Origin of the sequence: Limnohabitans sp. MMS-10A-178 (assembly GCF_003063375.1) — a bacterium.
Classification (GTDB): domain Bacteria; phylum Pseudomonadota; class Gammaproteobacteria; order Burkholderiales; family Burkholderiaceae_C; genus Limnohabitans_A.
On the sequence record NZ_NERY01000001.1, the window covers coordinates 59,756 to 81,377 of the forward strand.

A 21,622-nucleotide genomic window follows, 5' to 3' on the forward strand; every position below is an offset into this window, starting at 1 on the left:
CGAACAGCGGCGGCAACCCTTGATTTTAAAGCTCCCGCGTGCCAGAGCGCCGAGAAAACGCACCTAAAACCAGAACAATTGCAGCGCAAAGCCACCAAAGTGGCGCCAAGCCCCACCGCGAGGTCCACTGGGCGTAGGGCGTGAGGCCCGAGCGGCCCTCAAACTCAATGACCAAAGCGCCCCGCATGAAGGGAGGCAAGGCCTCGCGCAATGCGCCTTGCGCATCGACCCAACCCGTTAATCCTGTGTTGGTGGCACGAATGATGGGTCTTTCAAACTCCATAGCGCGCATGCGCGAAATGGCCACATGCTGCGCAATGGCCGTGGTGTCATCAAACCAGGCCAAATTGCTCATGTTGACCAAAACGGTGGGCGCCTCTTCGGGCTTGGCAAAGTAGCTTGCCACTTCTTCACCAAACAAATCTTCGTAGCAAATTTGGGGCAGCAAACGCTGGCCTTGCCACTTGAAAACGCTGGAGGGCGGGCGGTCTTGCGCAAATTCACCCAAGGGCATGTTCATCATGCGCACAAACCACTGAAAAAAGGGCGGCACATATTCACCAAAGGGCACCAAGTGGTGTTTGTCGTAGCGGTAATTCACGTCTGCTGGGCCCAGTGTCATCACAGAATTGCTGTAGCCCACGCCAGGCCCACCCATGGGAATACCCACCAACGCAGCTTGCGGTGTGGTGGACAACTGCGAGGGTGCATTGGGGGGTGCGTATTTGTGTTTCAGCACTTCCCAGTAGGCAGGCGAAAGCTGTTGAGGCAAAACAGGAATGGCGGTTTCTGGTGTGACCACCAGAGGCTCCGAATTGGCCAGCAGCTGCTCGGCATACCAACTCAGTGCTTGCTGCACGCCTTGCCCCGGAATGAATTTTTCGTCTTGCGGAATATTGCCTTGAAGCAGTCGCACTTTCAGGGTGCCAGCAGCTTGTGTGAATTGGTGCGCTGCATGTTGAAGGCCCATTGGCATCAGTACCGCCACCAGAAGCAAGCTTAATGACAGGACGAGCCAGGCCTGTGTTCGACCGGCCATGAAGCTTGAAATGAGGAGCGGCACCCCCATGGCCACGCCGGCAGAAATTGCGCCAATGCCATAAACCCCAATCCACGGGGCATAAGCAGCCAAGGTGCTTTCAAGGTGCGCATAGCCGCCGGCGCCCCAAGGAAAGCCCGTGAAAAGTTGGCCGCGGCACAGCTCCGCCAAAGTCCAAAGGGCACTGAACAGCACGAGGCCTGCCAATGCTTGCCTGAACTCGGGCAGCGTTTTGCTCAGTCGACCAGACAACATAAAACGCCGAAACAAGGCTACCCACACACCACCTGCAATCGCAAAATAAAGCGACAGCGCTGCAGCCAAAAGCAGCACAGCCAATGCGGCAAGCCAAGAAGGCATGCCGCCATAGCGGTGCATCGACACATACAACCAGCCCCAGGTGGCGGCCATGGCACTGCATGCAAACAAGCCACTCAGCAATGCACCTTGGCGCCATGCCGATTGCCTGGGGCGTGACGCTTGAAAGCCTGGAAAATGGTGGCTTGCATCAGCGTCATGCGTTGCCAATTGCAACAACAGCGCTGCCAACACGCCCAAACTGAAACACTGCAAAAGGCCTGAGCTTAGGCTGGCCATGCCCAATGCATTGCCCAACACAGAGGCAGGCCACGCCATTGAAAAACCATGCACCACACCCGCAACAACTGACAGGGCCAGGCGCCACATGCTCATTATTTTTTCAATTTGGAAGTGGGTGAGACTTTGAACCAACGCACAGCGCCACCGCGCGTGTGCAAGACCACAAAATCCAAGCCCGACAAGCTGAACTTTTCACCGCGTTTGGGCACATGGCCCATCTCGTGGGCCACCAGTCCACCGATGGTGTCAAAGTGGTGATTTTCTTCGTCTGTGACTTCGGGGTTGAGCTGCACACCAAAGGCTTCCGACACACGCTCGAGTGAGGTGTCGCCGCTCACCCGGTAGGTTTGATCGGCCAAGCCGAAGATGTCGCCGGCCTCTTCTTCAATGTCAAACTCGTCTTCAATTTCGCCCACAATTTCTTCGAGCACATCTTCAATGGTGATCAAACCTGCGGTGCGGCCAAACTCATCAATGACGATGGCCAGGTGCTGGCGGTTGTCGCGAAACTGCCTGAGTAAATCGTTCAGGCCTTTGCTCTCGGGCACAAACACGGCAGGCCTGAGCAAAGCACGAATGTTGAGTTCGGGTGCGCGCTGCAGCTTCAACAAATCTTTGGCCATCAAGATGCCAATGATGTTTTCGCGGTCGTCTTCATACACAGGGAAACGCGAATGTGCGGTGTCAATGACTTGGTGCAGCAGTTCGTCAAAGGGCGCATCGATAGACAGCAAATCCATTCGCGGTGCGGCCACCATGGCATCGCCGGCCGTCATGTCTGCCATGCGAATCACGCCTTCCAGCATGAAGCGACTTTGCGCGTTGATGATCTTGTTGTCTTCGGCTTCGACCAGCGTCTCGATGAGCTCGTCTTTGGAGTCGGGACCGGGGTGAAGAAACTCAGCCAGTTTTTGGAGAAATGAGCGTTTGTCTTCTCGTTCGTTCAAACGCGCAGGGTGGGGGTCGGACACAGGTGGATTGGCATGGCGCCGTTGTTGCAGAACCTCTAGGATAGCGGATTAAACGCTAGATTTGTGACGAGATTCCCTAACCCCTTTTCGAACTTCCTGTAATGTCTGCAGAACTTGGGAAAACTGCTTGGCGCGAGCCTTGATTTGAAAGTCCAAATCGGCCATTCCCTCCTCAATCATTTCGTTCACTTGGCTGTCAATGTTGGCCACGGGAAGGGTGAGGTAAGCATCACTTTCACTGCCATCGCGCTCCACCCGAGCGCCCGCTTTTCGGGCAATTTTGAGCATGGGGGTGTTTTCGCTCAAGGCATGGATGAACAACAAGGCAACGCCCTCATTGCGGGCGTGCACCACAGCGCGCTCAAACAAACGCGCGCCCAAGCCACGGCCGCGCATTTTCTGATCGACAGAGACCCCAAATTCGGCACAGGTGGTCCACTGGGGATCGACCGAAAATGCCAAATGGGCCATGGCCACAATTTCCAAGCGCCGGTTGAAAACACCATAGATGTCATCCCGACCAAAATTGAGTTTTTCCACGTAAAGGTCTATTTGTTCGTCTGTGGCAGGGTAGCCAAAACGCAAATACCTGTCGTGTGGATCCAAGCTTTTCAAATGCGCACTGATTTTGGGTCGGTGCTTGACGCTCAAAATGCGCACAGGGATCCATCGCATCCAGCGGCGCCAGAGTGATTGGGTGAACAAAGTGAGTCGAGACATAGGGTTTACCCGAATTCTTGCACAACTCTGCCATATTGTCTTTGCGTTAGCGCAATTTGGGCTTTGATGTTGCTTGTCGCTCAGTGGACAAAAATAGCCTTTTGCAATCCCTGTCAGGGGTAATGCCTCATGGCAACAGCACTTCTTATTGACGACAATGTTCGTATTCCGAGGAGCAGTACATGGACAAGATTTGGCTGAAGAATTACCCCGCCAACGTAAAGCACGAGATCGACCCCAATGAATATGGTTCATTGACCGATTTGCTCAATCAAGCCTTTCAAAAGCATGGCGATACCCCGTTTTCTGTGTGCATGGAAACGTGGATGACCTATCGGGAGTTAGACCAACTCTCGCAAGCCATGGGCGCTTGGTTTCAGGCCCAAGGCTTTCAGCCTGGCGATCGAATTGCCTTGATGTTGCCCAATATTCCTCAGTTTGCAGTCACCATGGCGGCCATTTTGCGTGCCGGCTACACCTGCGTGAATGTCAACCCCTTGTATACGGCGCGTGAACTTCAACACCAATTGAAAGACTCCGGCGCAACGGCCATTGTCATTTTGGAAAACTTTGCTTCAACCTTGAGCGAAGTGATTGAACACACCCAAGTGAAGCACACCGTGTTGGCATCGATGGGCGATTTGTTGGGTCCTTTTTATGGCCGCTGGATCACCTTTGCGGTTCGGCATTTGGCCAAAATGGTGCCGGAGTTTGAATTGCCCCTGAGCGACAAGCACCAAGTGACCTCGTTCAAGCAAGCTATTGCGGCTGGCCGCAACATGAGTTTCAAGTCGGTGTCGCAGTCGCTGGATGACATTGCTTTCTTGCAATACACCGGCGGTACCACCGGCTTGTCGAAAGGTGCCGTGCTCACTCACCGCAATATTGTGGCGGCCATTTTGCAAGCCGAAACTTGGTTTGCGCCGGCCCTGCAACGTCTGCCCGATTTGCGCAAAGTCAATAGCATTGCCGCACTGCCGCTGTATCACATCTTCGCATTGACGCTTTGCTTTTTGGCCATTCGCCAAGGCTCGCACCTCACATTGGTGCCCAACCCACGCGACTTTGCCAAGTTCATTGAAACCCTCAAAATGCGGCCCTTCCACCTGCTGCCTGGCGTTAACACTTTGTTCAATGCCTTGATGCAGCACCCCATGTTCAAGACCATCGATTTCTCAAATCTTTGTCTTACCCAAGCGGGCGGCATGGCAGCCTCCGAAGGCACGGCCCGTGCTTGGCAAGCTGCCACAGGCAGCGCCATGATTGAAGGCTGGGGCATGAGTGAAACTTGTGCCATTGGTACCAACAATCCGGTTACGCAAACTTCATTCAGCGGCTCCATTGGCTTGCCTTTGCCCAGCATCGAAATGGCCATCAAAGACGACGATGGCAAGAGCTTGGCCCAAGGCGAGTCGGGTGAAATTTGCATCCGCGGTCCCAACGTCATGGTGGGTTATTACAAGCAAGAGGAAGAAACACGCAAAGCCTTCACGCCCGATGGTTTCATGCGCACGGGCGACGTGGGTATCATGGACGAAAAAGGATTTTTCAGAATTGTCGATCGCAAGAAAGACATGATCATTGTGAGCGGCTTCAACGTGTTCCCCTCCGAGTTGGAAAACGTCATTTCTCTTTGCCCCGGTGTGGTGGAGTGTGCTGCCGTTGGTATTCCAGACACCATGCAGGGCGAAGCCATCAAGGTCTTTGTGGTGCGCGGCGACAGCATGCTGACAGAAGATGCCGTGGCCAAGTATTGCCACGACAACCTCACCGGCTACAAGCGACCCAAGTACATTGAGTTCAGAGATGAATTGCCCAAGTCCAACGTTGGCAAAATTTTGCGGCGCGAACTCAGAACCAATACCCACTGAGCCCCTTGTTTAAATTCATTGAGGCTTCATAGATTGGCACCCGATCAATCGCTGAACATCGCCGGGCTGCAAGTTTTTGAGCGGGGCTGGCTGTCTGCCAACAACATCCTTTTCACCGATGAGCATTCGGCCACCTTGGTTGACAGTGGCTATGTGACACATCAGTCGCAAACTTTGATGCTGGTGCAAAACGCATTGAATGGCAGACCCTTAGATTGCTTGGTGAACACCCACTTGCACAGTGACCACTGTGGTGGCAATGCCATTTTGCAGGCGCATTACCCCAACATCAAAACGCACATTCCCCCAGGCGAATCAAAAGCGGTGGCTGTTTGGGATGAAGCCGCATTGAGCTATCAACCCACGGGACAACTTTGCCCGCGCTTTCATTTCGATGCTTTGTTGCAGCACGGGCAAGTTCTTCAACTCGCCAATTTAGATTGGCAGGTTTTGGCAGCGCCTGGGCACGACCCACACTCCGTTATTTTGTTTGAAGCTTCGCAGCGCATCTTGATTTCTGCGGATGCCTTGTGGGCCAATGGCTTTGGTGTGGTGTTTCCGGAGTTGGAAGGCGTGTCTGCATTCGATGAAGTAAGCCAAACTCTTGATTTGATAGAGTCACTTCAAGCCAAGTGGATCATTCCAGGTCATGGTGCTATTTTTCAAAATGTTGGAAGCGCCTTGGCTGTGGCTAGAAAAAAGCTAGATGGGTTTGTTCAAAACCCAGAAAAACATGCGCGCTATGGCGCCAAGGTTTTGTTGAAATACAAATTGTTGGAATTGAACCAGGTTGCAAGTGCCGACTTTATGAATTGGGCAACTGGCATTCGCTACATTCAAAGCCTGCATCAAACGCATGCATCCCATCTGAGCGTGCAAGATTGGGTTGAGGATCTCTTGAAAGATTTGCAACGTAGCCAGGCGCTTGCTATACAAGACAACATGATTGTCAATTTGTAACAGTAGAAAAAATAGACGAAAAAAAACGCCCCATATTTCTATGGGGCGTTTCTCGCTATAAGAGCCTGACGATGTCCTACTTTCACACGGGAACCCGCACTATCATCGGCGCTGAATCGTTTCACTGTCCTGTTCGGGATGGGAAGGAGTGGTACCAATTCGCTATGGTCATCAGGCAAAACCTTTGCGCTCTCTTGACCACCACGGTCAAGAAAACAAATTCACAGAGTTCGAATTAGATCGGCTTTTCAGCCATATTTTGAATGCGTCAAACTTGGCATAACAGCCTTGATCGTGAACCTGATTGTTGCCAATCAAGCGATCAAAGTTATAGGGTCAAGCCGCACGAGCAATTAGTATCAGTTAGCTTAACGCATTACTGCGCTTCCACACCTGACCTATCAACGTCCTGGTCTTGAACGACTCTTTAGGGGGCTCAAGGCCCCGGCAGATCTCATCTTGAAACGAGTTTCCCGCTTAGATGCTTTCAGCGGTTATCTCTTCCACACTTAGCTACTCGGCAATGCCACTGGCGTGACAACCGATACACCAGAGGTGTGTCCACTCCGGTCCTCTCGTACTAGGAGCAGGCTTCCTCAAATCTGCAGCGCCCACGGAAGATAGGGACCAAACTGTCTCACGACGTTTTAAACCCAGCTCACGTACCTCTTTAAATGGCGAACAGCCATACCCTTGGGACCGGCTACAGCCCCAGGATGAGATGAGCCGACATCGAGGTGCCAAACACCGCCGTCGATATGAACTCTTGGGCGGTATCAGCCTGTTATCCCCAGAGTACCTTTTATCCGTTGAGCGATGGCCCTTCCATACAGAACCACCGGATCACTATGTCCTGCTTTCGCATCTGCTCGACTTGTCAGTCTCGCAGTTAAGCACGCTTATGCCATTGCACTATTATCACGATGTCCGACCGTAACTAGCGTACCTTCGAACTCCTCCGTTACACTTTGGGAGGAGACCGCCCCAGTCAAACTGCCTACCATGCACTGTCCCCGATCCAGATAATGGACCTAGGTTAGAACCTCAAACACACCAGGGTGGTATTTCAACGTTGGCTCCACCGAAACTAGCGTTCCGGCTTCAAAGCCTCCCACCTATCCTACACAGATCTGTTCAAAGTCCAATACAAAGCTACAGTAAAGGTTCATGGGGTCTTTCCGTCTTTCCGCGGGGAGATTGCATCATCACAAACATTTCAACTTCGCTGAGTCTCTGGAGGAGACAGTGTGGCCATCGTTACGCCATTCGTGCAGGTCGGAACTTACCCGACAAGGAATTTCGCTACCTTAGGACCGTTATAGTTACGGCCGCCGTTTACTGGGACTTCAATCAAGAGCTTGCACCCCATCATTTAATCTTCCAGCACCGGGCAGGCGTCACACCCTATACGTCCACTTTCGTGTTTGCAGAGTGCTGTGTTTTTATTAAACAGTCGCAGCCACCGATTTTTTGCAACCCCATTGGGCTCCCTCTGTTCGAGTTCACCTACTAGGGGCATACCTTCTCCCGAAGTTACGGTATCAATTTGCCGAGTTCCTTCTCCAGAGTTCTCTCAAGCGCCTTAGAATACTCATCTCGCGCACCAGTGTCGGTTTGCGGTACGGTCGTTACAAGCTGAAGCTTAGTGGCTTTTCCTGGAAGCAGGGTATCACTCAGTTCGTGTGCAAGCACACTCCTTATCACCCCTCATCTAAGCCCGGCGGATTTGCCTACCGGGCATGACTACAGGCTTGAACCAACATATCCAACAGTTGGCTGAGCTAACCTTCTCCGTCCCCACATCGCACTTGTAATCGGTACAGGAATATTGACCTGTTTCCCATCAGCTACGCATCTCTGCCTCGCCTTAGGGGCCGACTCACTCTACGCCGATGAACGTTGCGTAGAAAACCTTGCGCTTACGGCGAGGGGGCTTTTCACCCCCTTTAACGCTACTCATGTCAGCATTCGCACTTCTGATACCTCCAGCATCCTTTACAAGACACCTTCACAGGCCTACAGAACGCTCTCCTACCACTTGCAATAAATTGCAAATCCGCAGCTTCGGTAACTGGCTTAGCCCCGTTACATCTTCCGCGCAGGACGACTCGATCAGTGAGCTATTACGCTTTCTTTAAATGATGGCTGCTTCTAAGCCAACATCCTGACTGTTTTAGCCTTCCCACTTCGTTTCCCACTTAGCCAATTTTAGGGACCTTAGCTGGCGGTCTGGGTTGTTTCCCTCTTGAGTCCGGACGTTAGCACCCGGTGCTCTGTCTCCCAAGCTGTACTCGACGGTATTCGGAGTTTGCCTTGGTTTGGTAAGTCGCCATGACCCCCTAGCCAAAACAGTGCTCTACCCCCGTCGGTAATACTTGAGGCACTACCTAAATAGTTTTCGGAGAGAACCAGCTATTTCCAAGTTTGTTTAGCCTTTCACCCCTATCCACAGGTCATCCGCTAATTTTGCAACATTAGTCGGTTCGGACCTCCAGTACCTGTTACGGCACCTTCATCCTGCCCATGGATAGATCACTTGGTTTCGGGTCTACACCCAGCGACTATGACGCCCTATTCGGACTCGATTTCTCTACGGCTTCCCTATTCGGTTAACCTTGCCACTGAATGTAAGTCGCTGACCCATTATACAAAAGGTACGCAGTCACCCTTGCGGGCTCCTACTTTTTGTAAGCACACGGTTTCAGGATCTATTTCACTCCCCTCCCGGGGTTCTTTTCGCCTTTCCCTCACGGTACTTGTTCACTATCGGTCAATGATGAGTATTTAGCCTTGGAGGATGGTCCCCCCATATTCAGACAGGATTTCTCGTGTCCCGCCCTACTTGTCGTTAACTTAGTACCACACGTTCCTTTTCGCATACGGGACTATCACCCCCTACGGTCAGCCTTTCCAGACTGTTTTGCTAAAGATCGTGCTATCACTAACAGGCTCTTCCGATTTCGCTCGCCACTACTTTCGGAATCTCGGTTGATGTCTTTTCCTCGAGCTACTGAGATGTTTCAGTTCACCCGGTTCGCCTCGCATACCTATGTATTCAGTATGCGATACCCCTAAGGGTGGGTTTCCCCATTCAGAAATCTCCGGATCAAAGCTTATTTGCCAGCTCCCCGAAGCTTATCGCAGGCTTTCACGTCTTTCGTCGCCTATCATTGCCAAGGCATCCACCATGTGCTCTTAGTCACTTGACCCTATAACTTTGACTTCTCTTTCGAGAATCCATCGTTTATTTCAAGGACTGAATGTCAGGTCTTTCACCTGACGCGTTATGCCGTAATGCGAACAAAGTTTGTTACAAGCATTGCTGCTTGCTTCAATGTCTTTATTCAATATTACTAATTCAAACTAGGTTTGAATATTCGTTTTGACGCAATCAAAAATCTCGTCATTAAGGGCACGGTCTGCACTAAACCTTTACGAATGTGCAGTTTCCCTTAATGACATCTAATTCGACTCTATGAATTTTTAAAGAACAGCCGTGAGTCTTGCGACTCGTTTGTTAATTGATAGATACCAATCAACACCAAAAAAGCCTTTTAAAAGCTGCTTTGGTTTTGAATGAATAAATCAAAACGATAAGAATAACTAACCATTAATTGGTGGAGGATGACGGGATCGAACCGACGACCCCCTGCTTGCAAAGCAGGTGCTCTCCCAGCTGAGCTAATCCCCCGTTTTTTATGATGTGTCTTGTGTGAAAGGACTGGTGGGTCTGGTTGGTCTCGAACCAACGACCCCCGCCTTATCAAGACGGTGCTCTAACCAACTGAGCTACAGACCCAAGCCGGTCGCGTCTTGCACCAGCATAAAGCCAATGTCGTCGGCGACAACCTTCCAACAACCGATAAGTGTGAGCGTTCAATTTTGATTGCAGTTTTTCCAGAAAGGAGGTGATCCAGCCGCACCTTCCGATACGGCTACCTTGTTACGACTTCACCCCAGTCACGAACCCTGCCGTGGTAATCGCCCTCCTTGCGGTTAGGCTAACTACTTCTGGCAGAACCCGCTCCCATGGTGTGACGGGCGGTGTGTACAAGACCCGGGAACGTATTCACCGTGACATTCTGATCCACGATTACTAGCGATTCCGACTTCACGCAGTCGAGTTGCAGACTGCGATCCGGACTACGACTGGTTTTATGGGATTAGCTCCCCCTCGCGGGTTGGCAACCCTTTGTACCAGCCATTGTATGACGTGTGTAGCCCCACCTATAAGGGCCATGAGGACTTGACGTCATCCCCACCTTCCTCCGGTTTGTCACCGGCAGTCTCATTAGAGTGCCCAACTAAATGTAGCAACTAATGACAAGGGTTGCGCTCGTTGCGGGACTTAACCCAACATCTCACGACACGAGCTGACGACAGCCATGCAGCACCTGTGTTACGGTTCTCTTTCGAGCACAAATCCATCTCTGGATCCTTCCGTACATGTCAAAGGTGGGTAAGGTTTTTCGCGTTGCATCGAATTAAACCACATCATCCACCGCTTGTGCGGGTCCCCGTCAATTCCTTTGAGTTTCAACCTTGCGGCCGTACTCCCCAGGCGGTCAACTTCACGCGTTAGCTTCGTTACTGAGTCAGTTAAGACCCAACAACCAGTTGACATCGTTTAGGGCGTGGACTACCAGGGTATCTAATCCTGTTTGCTCCCCACGCTTTCGTGCATGAGCGTCAGTACAGGTCCAGGGGATTGCCTTCGCCATCGGTGTTCCTCCGCATATCTACGCATTTCACTGCTACACGCGGAATTCCATCCCCCTCTACCGTACTCTAGCTATACAGTCTCAAATGCAGTTCCCAGGTTGAGCCCGGGGATTTCACATCTGACTTATATAACCGCCTGCGCACGCTTTACGCCCAGTAATTCCGATTAACGCTTGCACCCTACGTATTACCGCGGCTGCTGGCACGTAGTTAGCCGGTGCTTATTCTTACAGTACCGTCATGAGCTCCTAGTATTAATAGAAACCTTTTCGTTCTGTACAAAAGCAGTTTACAACCCGAGGGCCTTCATCCTGCACGCGGAATGGCTGGATCAGGCTTTCGCCCATTGTCCAAAATTCCCCACTGCTGCCTCCCGTAGGAGTCTGGACCGTGTCTCAGTTCCAGTGTGGCTGGTCGTCCTCTCAGACCAGCTACAGATCGTTGGCTTGGTAGGCCTTTACCCTACCAACTACCTAATCTGATATCGGCCGCTCCAATCGCGCGAGGTCTTGCGATCCCCCGCTTTCATCCATAGATCGTATGCGGTATTAGCGTAATTTTCACTACGTTATCCCCCACGACTGGGCACGTTCCGATACATTACTCACCCGTTCGCCACTCTCAAGGGGTTGCCCCCTCTACCGTTCGACTTGCATGTGTAAAGCATTCCGCCAGCGTTCAATCTGAGCCAGGATCAAACTCTATAGTTCGATCTTGAATTTTTTCGCTCTTTCGAGCAACTCATAAAAACGGAATTGAAGTGAACTTCACTTCTATTCTCATGAGCGTTTGTAAGTCAATTAAGACTTAGTTCCGTAGAACTTGGCAATCGCCATCAAACGCCCACGCTTATCGGCTGTATATTTTTAAAGATCTTGTGTGCAACAGGCCAACACTGTGTGTCGTTTTGTTGCACTGCGCTGCGATCAGCGGAGCCTTGCAGTGTAGCACTGTTTTCAGTGCTTTTGCAAGCAATTTAAAAAACTTTTCAAATATTTCAAAAAACTTTTTAAACTGTTTGCAACCTTTAGCTGCTCGGGGCTTATTCCGATTTTGCGTCATCGTTTTGACATTTAATTCAAAACATTTCAGCGAAGCCTTGCAGTCTAGCACGGTTTTTTGTGCCGGATGAAAAAAATTTTGATTTTTTTCATCTATTTAAAACATTCAAACTTTCTTAACCTTTTAAAGTTTCAAGTTTTTTAGTTTTAACTGCTTGCAACTTGTAGGTTGCTCGGGACTTATTCCGACTTACTTTTCAGCGAAGACCGCGACTATAGCATAGTTTTTTTGTTGCGCGCAAGCCCTCTCATTCTTTTTTCAGATGCCATTGATAATCCATAGATGGCACTCATTACTTTATTAGACGCGTCGCTGGCCTATGGCCACGTCGCACTCCTTGATCACGCTGACTTTGCTCTGGAGACATCAGAGCGAATAGGTTTGATTGGTCGCAATGGCACGGGCAAATCGTCTTTCCTCAAAATACTGGCAGGGATGGAGCACGCTGACGACGGCACGATGCATGTTCAGCAAGGTGTGCGCATTGCATATGTGGCGCAGGAACCTGTGCTTGAAGCAGACGACAACATTTTTGAATCTGTTCAGCGCGGCCTAGCGCCCGTGATGAAACTCATAGACGACTACAGCAACTGCGTGGGCGATCTCGATGCGCTGCAAAGCCAGATTGAAGCTCTAGATGGCTGGGGCTGGGAACAACGTGTTGACGAAACTTTGCACCGTTTGCATTTGGACCCCGCTGCCAAAATTTCGACCCTCTCTGGCGGCAACCGAAAGCGCGTGGCCTTGGCGCAAGCTTTGGTGACGCATCCCGATGTGTTGCTGCTTGATGAACCCACCAATCACTTGGATTTAGATTCCATTTCATGGCTGGAGCAATTGCTCATTGATTTCAAGGGCAGCGTGGTGGCCATCACACACGACCGCGCTTTTCTCGATCGCATTGCCACCTGCATTGTTGAGTTGGATCGCGGGCGTCTGCGCAGTTATCCTGGCAATTTTGCACAGTACCAAATCAACAAAGAAGAACAGCTGGCGCAAGAGGCCGTGATCAGTGCCAAGGCCGACAAGCTCTTGGCACAAGAAGAGGTTTGGATTCGCAAAGGCGTTGAAGCGCGGCGCACACGCAGTCAAAGCCGCATTGTGCGGCTTGAGAATTTACGCGCCACGCGCAGCGCACGCAGAGAACAAGTGGGGCGGGTTCGCATGGAAGTGGCCTCGGGCGCACCCAGCGGCAAGTTGGTGGCAGAGCTCACCGACGTTTGCAAATCATTTACTTCACCAGAAGGTGATGTGAAAGTGATTGTGAAAGACTTCACGGCCACCTTGCTTCGCGGCGATAAGATTGGCTTGCTGGGCCCTAACGGCGCTGGCAAAACAACACTCCTGAAAATGATCCTGGGCGAGCTTGAGGCAGACAGTGGAAAAATTCGGCAAGGCGCCAATTTGCAAGTGGCGTACTTTGACCAAATGAGAAACGCGCTCGATTTGGAAGCCTCCTTAGAAGACTTCATCAGTCCAGGCAGTGAATGGATTGAGATTGGCACCAAGCGCCAGCACGTGAAAAGTTATTTGGGTGACTTCTTGTTTTCACCGGCGCGCGCCACTTCGCCTGTCAAATCTTTGTCTGGCGGTGAGCGCAATCGTTTGCTGCTGGCCCGCTTGTTTGCCAGGCCCGCCAACGTGTTGGTGCTTGACGAACCCACCAACGACCTTGACATCGACACCTTGGAGTTGCTCGAAGAGTTGCTGCAAGACTACCAAGGCACGGTATTTTTAGTGAGTCACGACAGGGCCTTTATGGACAACGTGGTGACCAGCATCATTGCCTGCGAAGCAACACCCGAGAATCCTGGCTTTTGGCGCGAGTACGAAGGCTCTGTTCAAGATTGGCTGACGCAATCGCAACGCAGTCAAAGCATTCAAGCGCAAAACAAGGCCGCCGCCGCCAAAGCTGCACCAGTGGCCACTGTTAGTTCGGTTAGTTCGGTTAGTTCAGTCAGTACGGTCAGCTCAGCCAGTCCAGCCAAACCGGCAAAGACCACTACCAAATTGAGCTACAAAGAGCAGCGCGAACTAGAAGGCCTGCCCGCTCTGATTGAAGCACTGGAAAAAGAACAAGCAGACATTCGCAAGGCCTTGCAAGACACTGCTTTGTTTACCAAGGATCCAGCGGCAGCCACGGCTTTGTATGCGCGCGACGCCAAAATAGACACTGAATTAATGGCCGCTCTAGAGCGTTGGGAAATTTTGTCTTGATTTCAAGAAAATTCATGCAGGTGGATGTCTTCACAAGCCAAGCTTATTGGGGCAATCCGGTGGCAGTGGTGTTGGATGGCACGGGGCTGAGCGATTCAGCCATGCAGCGCTTTGCACGCTGGACGCAGTTGAGCGAAACCACCTTTGTGCTGCCGCCAAGCCCCAAGGGGCAAGCAGACGGCGCAGATTACCGCTTGAGAATATTCACCCCTGGGGGCGAGTTGCCATTTGCGGGTCACCCCACCTTGGGCAGCGCGCGCGCATGGCTTGATGGGGGCGGACAGGTTCAACAAGATGGCGTGATCATTCAAGAGTGTGGCGTTGGCTTGGTTCGAATTGAAAATCAAGAAGGTCGTTGGGCTTTTGCAGCACCGCCCACCCAAAAGAGAGCTGTGCCAACTGACATGATGGCTCCGCTCTTAAGCGCATTGGGTGTCGAGGCAGAACAGGTGCTGGCCAGTCAAATTTTGAACAATGGCCCAGAGTGGTGGTGCTTTTTATTGGACTCTGCAGAGACGGTGCAACATTTAAACCCCGATCATTTGGCACTTAAAAAGATGGGCGTGAAAGTGGGGGTTGCCGCGCCATCGGGCAGCCCTTTTCTCATTGCCCGCAGCAACCGCGAATCGCGCGCATTTTCAAATGCAGCTGGCAAATCTCGCTTGCAAAGCGATGCAGTTGTTCAGCCCATGGATTTGGAAGTGCGCGCTTTTGCAGCCGCCATGGGTATTTTGGAAGATCCTGTCACGGGCAGCTTGAATGCTTCACTGGCCCAATGGCTGATTGAAGAAAAACTCATGCCCAGCCACTATGTGGCAGGCCAAGGCCATGCACTGGGTCGCCAAGGCCGTGTTCACATTCAACAACACGGCTCAGGCCAAGTGTGGGTTGGAGGCGACACAGCGGTCTGTATTGAAGGCCATGTGGCTTTAGACTAGAGGCCATGGGACAACTACTTTTAGTGCGCCACGGTCAGGCATCTTTTGGCGCAGACGATTACGACCAGCTCAGTGACATGGGCAGGCGACAAAGCATTCGCTTGGGCGAGTATTGGCAACAAGCGGCCGGCGAACGTTCCGGCGCAGAAGCCCTGAAGTTTGATGCTGTTTTCATGGGCAGCCTGAAAAGACACCGCCAAACCTGGGAAGGCATTGCACAAGGCGCGCAACTTCACAATCAACCCGAAGTTTGGCCAGAGCTCAATGAATACGACAGCCACGCCTTGATCGAAACCATTCACCCAGAGCCGCTTGCCAAGCCAGATACGCCAGAGATGTACAAGCATCACTTTCGCTTGTTGAGAACGGCCTTGCAAAAATGGATGGCCGGCGAGACAGCCCCCAAAGGCATGAGCAGTTATGCCGAGTTTGCAGCAGGCATTCAAGCGGTGTTGAAGCACATTCGAGAAAATCACCAAGGCCGCGTTTTGGTAGTGTCTAGCGGTGGTCCAATTTCAACTGCGGTGGGGCAAGTGCTTCAAGCGCCTGCCGAGACGTCCATTGAATTGAATCTGCGCATCCGAAATACAGCACTCACAGAGTTTGTCTTTTCGGCGTCTCGGCATATGCTACTTTCATACAACAACTTACCGCATTTAGATCATGCCGCCCATCGAAGCTGGATCACTTTTGCTTAATAGTGTTTATCCCGATGGGGGAGGCCTTGTTTTCTTGTCAGAATGATATGTATGCACATTTCGCAAAAGGCCACTTCGCACTCAACCCAAGCGGCAGGCATTCGAGTCGCCAATTGCGAGCAGTCGGCTTGCGTCGCATACTTTGCTGCCCTTGGCATTGCGGATGGTTTGGCTCTTGAGCCACAGAGTGGCGCAACCCATTGCAAAATGAGTGGCGCGTGGATGCAGGTCTATGCTCCCGACTGCGACACCCTTTCATTGCATGAACATGCCCACAATTTGCAGCAAGAGATCCTATGGTCCATGCTGGTGTCGCCCCATCTTTTTGAATTCAACAACTTAGAAGCGCTTAGCAGTGCAGTGCGGGTTCGCGAAAACATTGTGCTGGATGCCCGCAAAACAGCCTTGGCATTCAAAACAGATGCCGCCGAGCGGCCTAGCGAGTTCTGGAGATACGAAGAAGAGGCCGGCTTTATTTTGCAAGCGGGTACCGGCCTGATCAAGGCTTTGGTCAGCGCCACCCAACCTGAAGCCACAGGCAAGCTTTACGACTTTTCATGCTATCGCGCCACTGAGTATGTGATTTTGCTTGGCTTGGCACAGGAGGCCGCTGTGCACAACGCCCCTTTGTTTGAGCAATTGCAAACTTTGAATGAAAAGTACGCCATTCGGTCTGGCCAATTCCACGATGTTTTTTTGCATGAATATGGTTCGCTCGAAGCTCCTTTGCCTGCTCGCTTTTATGTGCCTGGCGATCGAATTTGGTTTCGAAACCCCGATGCACACTCTTCTGACGTGACAGGCTACGAGGGTTCATGGGTGATTTATGTGGGCAGTGGATTGTTCAGCAACTTCTGGAAGCGCGATCAGCCTTTTACCTTGCAAAGTAAATGCCTCGAGATCTTCCATTGGCGGGATGGTGTGCAAACCAACGCAGCTGGCGAGTTGTGGATGGACGAAGCCATAGTAGACGCTTGTGTGCAAGATACCCTGCACAAGCCCGACAAATTGCAAAACATCTTGCAGCAAATGATGCGCATCAGAGATGCCAAAGGTATTTATGCAGATGGCGGGTGCTTGGATGCGACGCGGGAGTACCCAAAGCAAATTGACCCATCGGCTTGTGAGTTGAGCCTGCCCAAAATATAGGCCGAGCTCTCAAAATCGCAGGCTTAAGATAGCAGGCTCAGGATCGCAAGCTTAAGATCTCAGCGTGTCGGCAGGCAAGCGATCTATTTCCAACAACAATTGCGCCAAGGAACGGCCGGCAGCCTTTAAGACAACTTGTCCTTTTTGAGCCGTAGCGGCAGCAGCGTTGCCAGCCGCCCCAGCAGGGTTGTAATCTTGCATTTGCCATGCCAGTTTGGCACTGCGCCCGTTGCCCAAAATGGGAAACAACTGTGCTCGATCTTCTGAGCTTGACTTGAAATTTTCTGCCTTGTTCATGCTCACTGCTTGCGGTTTGAGCGCCAGCATGACAGAGGTTTCAATGTCGCCAGCGTGTACCCCAAAGCGATGCTCATGGTCAGAAAACAGCGCATGGGCATCTTGCCCTTTGTCGTCTTCAAGGGGAAGTTGGTACCAATTAACGCTGTAAACCAGCATGCCCAAGCGAGCGCGCAAATCGCGGGCCACCACGTCCATGGCGCCCACGTGCCCGCCATGCGAATTGAACAGCACCAATTTGTGAATGCCTGCTGCTTTGACCGATTCTGCAATGTCGGTCCACAAGCGAATGAGTGTTTCGGACTTTAAGGTGAGCGTGCCCGGAAATGCCGCATGCTCTGGGCTCAATCCCACACCTTGGGTGGGCAGCACCAAGATCGACAAATCTTGTGGGTTCAGCGCGTCTGCCGCGGAATGGACGCTGGCGTTCAATTGGGCAATGGCCGATTGGATGACGCCCTCCACAATGTCCACATCGACCGAGAGGGGCAGGTGAGGGCCGTGTTGCTCGGTTGCGGCCAAGGGCAACACCGCAATGGCGCGAGTGGTGTCGATGCGGCCAAAGTCTTGGGTGGTCAAGTTGGACCAATGGTGGATGTGATGTGACATGTGGGGCAAGCTTTTGAATAAGCGCAGTTTAATAGAGGCGTCTCATTTAGGGGGATGAATTTGCGGTGTAGAGTTGGGCACTTGGATTTGGCCATTTTTCGGCCAAACTTGGCGATGGCTGATTTTCAGTCAGCTTTTGATGTTTTTGCTTGAGGACTCCCTTTCTGTGCGTCACATGTTGCGGCCATTTTTAAAGCTATTTTTGCTGAAGGCAGGGGCAGGCATTGCTTTTGTTCTTTGCTTGGCTCTTAACTTGGCTGTGAGCCTGACGCTGCAAGTCCACGCACAAACTCAAGTTTTAAGTTCGGGTCCTGCCGGCCAAGTGGTCAAAACCCCGCAAGTTAAAGCCACCCTGTTTGCACTAGCGCCTGATGGCATTGGCCCAGGCAAAACCCTTTGGTTGGGTTTGGAGTTGGTGCACCAAGCCCACTGGCACACCTACTGGCGCAACCCTGGCGACTCTGGTCTTCCTACAGAGCTTCAGTGGAAGCTGCCCACAGGCATGGCGGCTGGCCCAATCGTTTGGCCTGCACCGCGACGTATTCCCATTGGCAGCCTGGCCAACTATGGCTACGAAGACACCACCTTGTTGGTCACGCCCATTCAAATAGGCCCTTCCTTCAAGCCCCAGAACAATGAAAGCACAATTCAAATTGACCTGCGTGCCAATTGGTTGGTTTGCAAGCAAGAGTGCATTCCACAAGAGGGCGATTTCAGTCTGAAGCTGCCCGTTCAGGGCGCAACGTCCATGGCGCGCGATGCGTTTGAAAAAGCGCTTCAACTGCAAGCACAAGCCTTGCCGGGGCAGCACCAAGCTCGCATTGCGGCAGATGGTCGCACTTTGAAATTGAGCCTCTCGCAACTGCCGCCTGAGCTGCAAAAGGGTGACTGGACGGTCTTTCCTCAAACGGCCAACGTGGTCAAAAACAGTGCCGCCCCCATCATTCAAAGCATGGCGCCAGACGCTTCAAACAAAGCATCGGCGGGCACAGAGGTCATCGTCCAAATTTCAGCGGAGCGCATGGACAGCCCCTCTCAAATGACGTGGCTGTTGGTGCAAGGCAAGGCCGATGCGCCCACCGGCCGACAGTGGACACTGACAACACCGGTTCAAGGTCAATGGCAAGAATTTTCGGAGCCTGTTGCCCCAAGTAATATCAACTTTTCTGCTTTGCCAAACAAGTCCGGCGCAGCATCAACGCCAGCACCCTTTGCCACGTGGGCCCTCGCCATGTTGGGCGCTATGCTGGGCGGCTTGCTCCTGAATTTGATGCCTTGCGTCTTTCCTGTTTTGGCCATCAAGTTGCTCAACATCACACAGCACGCCAGCCACCCCAGAGAAATGAAGCTGTCCGCTTGGGCCTTCAGCGCTGGCGTCTTGATTTCCTTCCTGGTTCTCGGCGCGCTCATGCTGGGGCTGCGCGAAGCGGGTTCGCAATTGGGCTGGGGCTTCCAATTGCAGTCTCCTTGGGTGGTGGGCGCACTGGCGCTGTTGTTTGCCGCCTTGGGTCTGAACTTGTCGGGCCTGTTTGAATTTAGATCTTTTGTACCCAGCAATTTGGCGGGTCTTCAGTGGGCCAACCCCATCACCAACTCTTTGTGGTCGGGGGTGTTTGCCGTGGTCATTGCGTCGCCTTGTACTGCCCCCTTCATGGGTGCCTCTTTGGGCTTGGCCATTGGCTTGCCTGCTTGGCAGGCCTTGCCGGTGTTTCTCGCCATGGGATTTGGCATGGCCTTGCCCTTCATGGCCATCACCTTGAGCACCGGTTGGGTCAAGCTGTTGCCGCGCCCTGGCGCATGGATGCAAACTTTCAGGCAATTCATGGCGTTTCCAATGTATGCCACGGTGGTTTGGCTGGTTTGGGTTTTGGGGCAGCAAGTTGGTCTCGATGGCGCCATTGGATTTTTGGCCTGCTTGTTGAGCTTGACCTTGCTCATTTGGGCTTTGTCACTTCATGGGCCTGGTGCGCGCGCCATCACAGTCTTGGCTTTGCTGGTGGGCGCACTGTCCATTTGGCAGTGGGGCCCGACATGGGCGTTGGTTGAAACTCCGCCTTTGAATCAATCGTCTGCAAGCACTTCTTCCAGTTCTTCAGCATCTTCAACCTCGGCCAATCAAAAAGTGGTTTGGGAAGAATGGTCGGCCGACAAAGTGGCCGCTGCCCGAAAAGAAGGCCGCCCTGTGTTTGTCGACTTCACGGCGGCTTGGTGCGTAACGTGCCAATTTAACAAAAAGTCCACCTTTTCAGATGCTGGCTTGTTGGCTGAATTTGCAAGCCGCAATGTGTTGCTTTTGCGTGCCGACTGGACGCGTTACGATCCTCGCATCACGGCTGCCCTGAATGAGTTGGGCCGCAATGGTCTGCCGGTTTATGCGTGGTATGCGCCAGACCAACCCGCTAGCCTTCTCTCAGAGTTGATCACTGTGAAAGAAATTCAATCTTATTTGAGTCAACTCAAAAGTCCACCGATCAAACAATAACGCTTCAAATACCGCTTCAAACTACGTTTCACACTCACTTGAATCTTATGACCTCAGCCAGTTTTGCTCCTTTGTCCAACGATACTTTTTTGCGCGCGTGCTTGCGACAAGCCACAGACCACACGCCCGTGTGGCTGATGCGCCAAGCAGGTCGTTATTTGCCTGAGTACTGCGCCACCCGCGCCAAGGCTGGCAGCTTCATGGGCCTGGCCACCAACGTAGACTTTGCAACCGAGGTCACCCTGCAACCCCTTGAGCGTTACCCCTTGGACGCGGCCATTTTGTTCAGCGACATCCTGACCGTGCCAGACGCTATGGGACTGGGCTTGAGCTTTGCATTGGGCGAAGGCCCTCGCTTTGCAAAATCGGTGCGCGATGAAGCCGCAGTGGCCGAGCTGCAAGTGCCTGACATGGCCAAGCTGCGCTATGTCTTTGATGCCGTCACCTCCATTCGCAAAGCTTTGAATGGCCGCGTGCCACTCATTGGCTTTTCGGGCAGCCCCTGGACCTTGGCCTGCTACATGGTGGAGGGCAAAGGCTCAGACGATTACCGCTTGGTGAAGTCGATGCTCTACAGCCGACCCGATTTGATGCACCGCATTTTGGAAGTCAACGCACAAGCTGTGGCGCTTTATTTGAATACCCAAATTGAAGCAGGGGCTCAGGCCGTGATGATTTTTGACAGCTGGGGCGGCGTTTTGGCCGATGCGGCTTTCCAAGAATTTAGCTTGGCCTATACCGCCAAAGTTTTGGCACTGGTGAAAAAAGAACACCAGGGCGTGACCATTCCCCGCATTGTGTTTACCAAGGGCGGCGGTTTGTGGCTCGATCAAATGGGCTCATTGGACTGCGAAGTTTTGGGCCTTGACTGGACCATGAACTTGGGCCGAGCCCGCCAAATGGTGGGTGGCGCCGTGAATGGCCCTGGCAAAGCTTTGCAGGGCAACATCGATCCCAATGTGTTGTTTGCACCCCCAGCGCAAATTCAAAAAGAAGTGGTTCGGGTGTTGGACAGTTTTGGCAAACCTCACACCGACAAAACCACCACGGGGCCAACCCACATTTTCAACTTGGGCCATGGCATTAGCCAATTCACACCCCCAGAGCATGTGTCGGCCTTGGTGGAGGCGGTTCATGCGCACTCTAAACTGCTGAGGCGCTGAGGTTGTGCTGAGATTGTGCTGAGATTGTGCCAATTTAGTGCTGAGCTTTCTCTAGCGCACTTCTGACCCAAAAAGACCCAAAAATATTTAAATATTTGGGTTTTTTCTATTGACTTATGCACAA

Annotated in this window: 12 protein-coding genes, 2 tRNA genes and 3 rRNA genes; 8 read left to right on the top strand and 9 right to left on the bottom strand. The window is 52.2% G+C overall.

Annotated elements, in window-relative coordinates; all coding sequences use genetic code 11:
• Positions 1 to 25 precede the first annotated feature (25 nt).
• From lnt to B9Z32_RS00280, 3 genes are read right to left on the bottom strand one after another with little or no spacing between them, the layout of a single operon-like run.
• Positions 26 to 1,732 (bottom strand): apolipoprotein N-acyltransferase, encoded by a 1,707-nt coding sequence (gene lnt, locus B9Z32_RS00270; protein ID WP_108419440.1) that lies wholly within the window; start codon positions 1,730 to 1,732, stop codon positions 26 to 28.
• Entirely contained in the window at positions 1,732 to 2,610 is an 879-nt protein-coding gene (locus tag B9Z32_RS00275) for an HlyC/CorC family transporter (protein ID WP_108419441.1), read from the bottom strand. Before B9Z32_RS00275 ends, lnt begins: the two co-directional genes overlap by 1 nt.
• Positions 2,611 to 2,658: 48 nt before the next feature.
• Positions 2,659 to 3,330 (bottom strand): GNAT family N-acetyltransferase, encoded by a 672-nt coding sequence (locus tag B9Z32_RS00280; protein ID WP_108419442.1) that lies wholly within the window; start codon positions 3,328 to 3,330, stop codon positions 2,659 to 2,661.
• 182 nt (positions 3,331 to 3,512) lie between these two features.
• Between B9Z32_RS00280 and B9Z32_RS00285 the strand changes: the two genes are divergently transcribed.
• Together B9Z32_RS00285 and B9Z32_RS00290 are read left to right on the top strand one after the other, a co-directional pair.
• Positions 3,513 to 5,201, top strand: coding sequence for an AMP-binding protein (locus B9Z32_RS00285; protein ID WP_108419443.1), 1,689 nt, complete (start codon positions 3,513 to 3,515; stop codon positions 5,199 to 5,201).
• Positions 5,202 to 5,219: 18 nt separating this feature from the next.
• Positions 5,220 to 6,161 (top strand): MBL fold metallo-hydrolase, encoded by a 942-nt coding sequence (locus tag B9Z32_RS00290; RefSeq protein WP_233248001.1) that lies wholly within the window; start codon positions 5,220 to 5,222, stop codon positions 6,159 to 6,161.
• Positions 6,162 to 6,224: 63 nt separating this feature from the next.
• Here the strand turns inward: B9Z32_RS00290 and rrf are convergent.
• The 5 genes from rrf to B9Z32_RS00315 all read right to left on the bottom strand — a co-directional run bounded on the left by rrf (position 6,225) and on the right by B9Z32_RS00315 (position 11,593).
• Positions 6,225 to 6,337: ribosomal RNA gene (rrf, locus tag B9Z32_RS00295) — 5S ribosomal RNA — on the bottom strand.
• 156 nt (positions 6,338 to 6,493) lie between these two features.
• Positions 6,494 to 9,370: ribosomal RNA gene (locus tag B9Z32_RS00300) — 23S ribosomal RNA — on the bottom strand.
• Between the two features lie 406 nt (positions 9,371 to 9,776).
• Positions 9,777 to 9,852: transfer RNA gene (locus tag B9Z32_RS00305), tRNA-Ala, on the bottom strand.
• A gap of 31 nt (positions 9,853 to 9,883) precedes the next feature.
• Positions 9,884 to 9,960 (bottom strand) — tRNA-Ile (locus tag B9Z32_RS00310).
• 102 nt (positions 9,961 to 10,062) lie between these two features.
• Positions 10,063 to 11,593, bottom strand: a 16S ribosomal RNA gene (locus B9Z32_RS00315).
• Together the 16S, 23S and 5S rRNA genes with 2 tRNA genes alongside form the textbook arrangement of a ribosomal RNA operon.
• A gap of 634 nt (positions 11,594 to 12,227) precedes the next feature.
• On the opposite strand from B9Z32_RS00315, the gene B9Z32_RS00325 reads away from it, so the two are divergent.
• From B9Z32_RS00325 to B9Z32_RS00340, 4 genes are read left to right on the top strand one after another with little or no spacing between them, the layout of a single operon-like run.
• On the top strand, positions 12,228 to 14,162 hold the full coding sequence (locus B9Z32_RS00325) for an ATP-binding cassette domain-containing protein (protein WP_108419446.1): 1,935 nt from the start codon (positions 12,228 to 12,230) through the stop codon (positions 14,160 to 14,162).
• The gene (locus B9Z32_RS00330; RefSeq protein ID WP_199219914.1) at positions 14,159 to 15,100 is read left to right on the top strand and encodes a PhzF family phenazine biosynthesis protein; all 942 of its coding nucleotides are present in this window, start codon (positions 14,159 to 14,161) and stop codon (positions 15,098 to 15,100) included. Before B9Z32_RS00325 ends, B9Z32_RS00330 begins: the two co-directional genes overlap by 4 nt.
• A gap of 5 nt (positions 15,101 to 15,105) precedes the next feature.
• The gene (locus B9Z32_RS00335; RefSeq protein WP_108419448.1) at positions 15,106 to 15,798 is read left to right on the top strand and encodes a histidine phosphatase family protein; all 693 of its coding nucleotides are present in this window, start codon (positions 15,106 to 15,108) and stop codon (positions 15,796 to 15,798) included.
• Between the two features lie 51 nt (positions 15,799 to 15,849).
• Positions 15,850 to 16,947, top strand: a complete 1,098-nt coding sequence (locus B9Z32_RS00340) for a hypothetical protein (RefSeq protein WP_233248002.1) — start codon at positions 15,850 to 15,852, stop codon at positions 16,945 to 16,947.
• Between the two features lie 51 nt (positions 16,948 to 16,998).
• On the opposite strand, the gene B9Z32_RS00345 is transcribed toward B9Z32_RS00340, so the two are convergent.
• Entirely contained in the window at positions 16,999 to 17,853 is an 855-nt protein-coding gene (locus B9Z32_RS00345; RefSeq protein ID WP_108419449.1) for a creatininase family protein, read from the bottom strand.
• A gap of 139 nt (positions 17,854 to 17,992) precedes the next feature.
• Between B9Z32_RS00345 and B9Z32_RS00350 the strand changes: the two genes are divergently transcribed.
• Both B9Z32_RS00350 and hemE read left to right on the top strand, forming a co-directional pair.
• Positions 17,993 to 20,335 carry a protein-disulfide reductase DsbD gene (locus tag B9Z32_RS00350; protein ID WP_233248003.1) on the top strand — a complete coding sequence of 781 codons (2,343 nt, stop codon included), beginning with the start codon at positions 17,993 to 17,995 and terminating at the stop codon, positions 20,333 to 20,335.
• Between the two features lie 47 nt (positions 20,336 to 20,382).
• Complete coding sequence (gene hemE / locus B9Z32_RS00355; RefSeq protein ID WP_108419450.1) at positions 20,383 to 21,498, top strand: uroporphyrinogen decarboxylase; 1,116 nt, start codon at positions 20,383 to 20,385, stop codon at positions 21,496 to 21,498.
• Positions 21,499 to 21,622 lie beyond the last annotated feature (124 nt).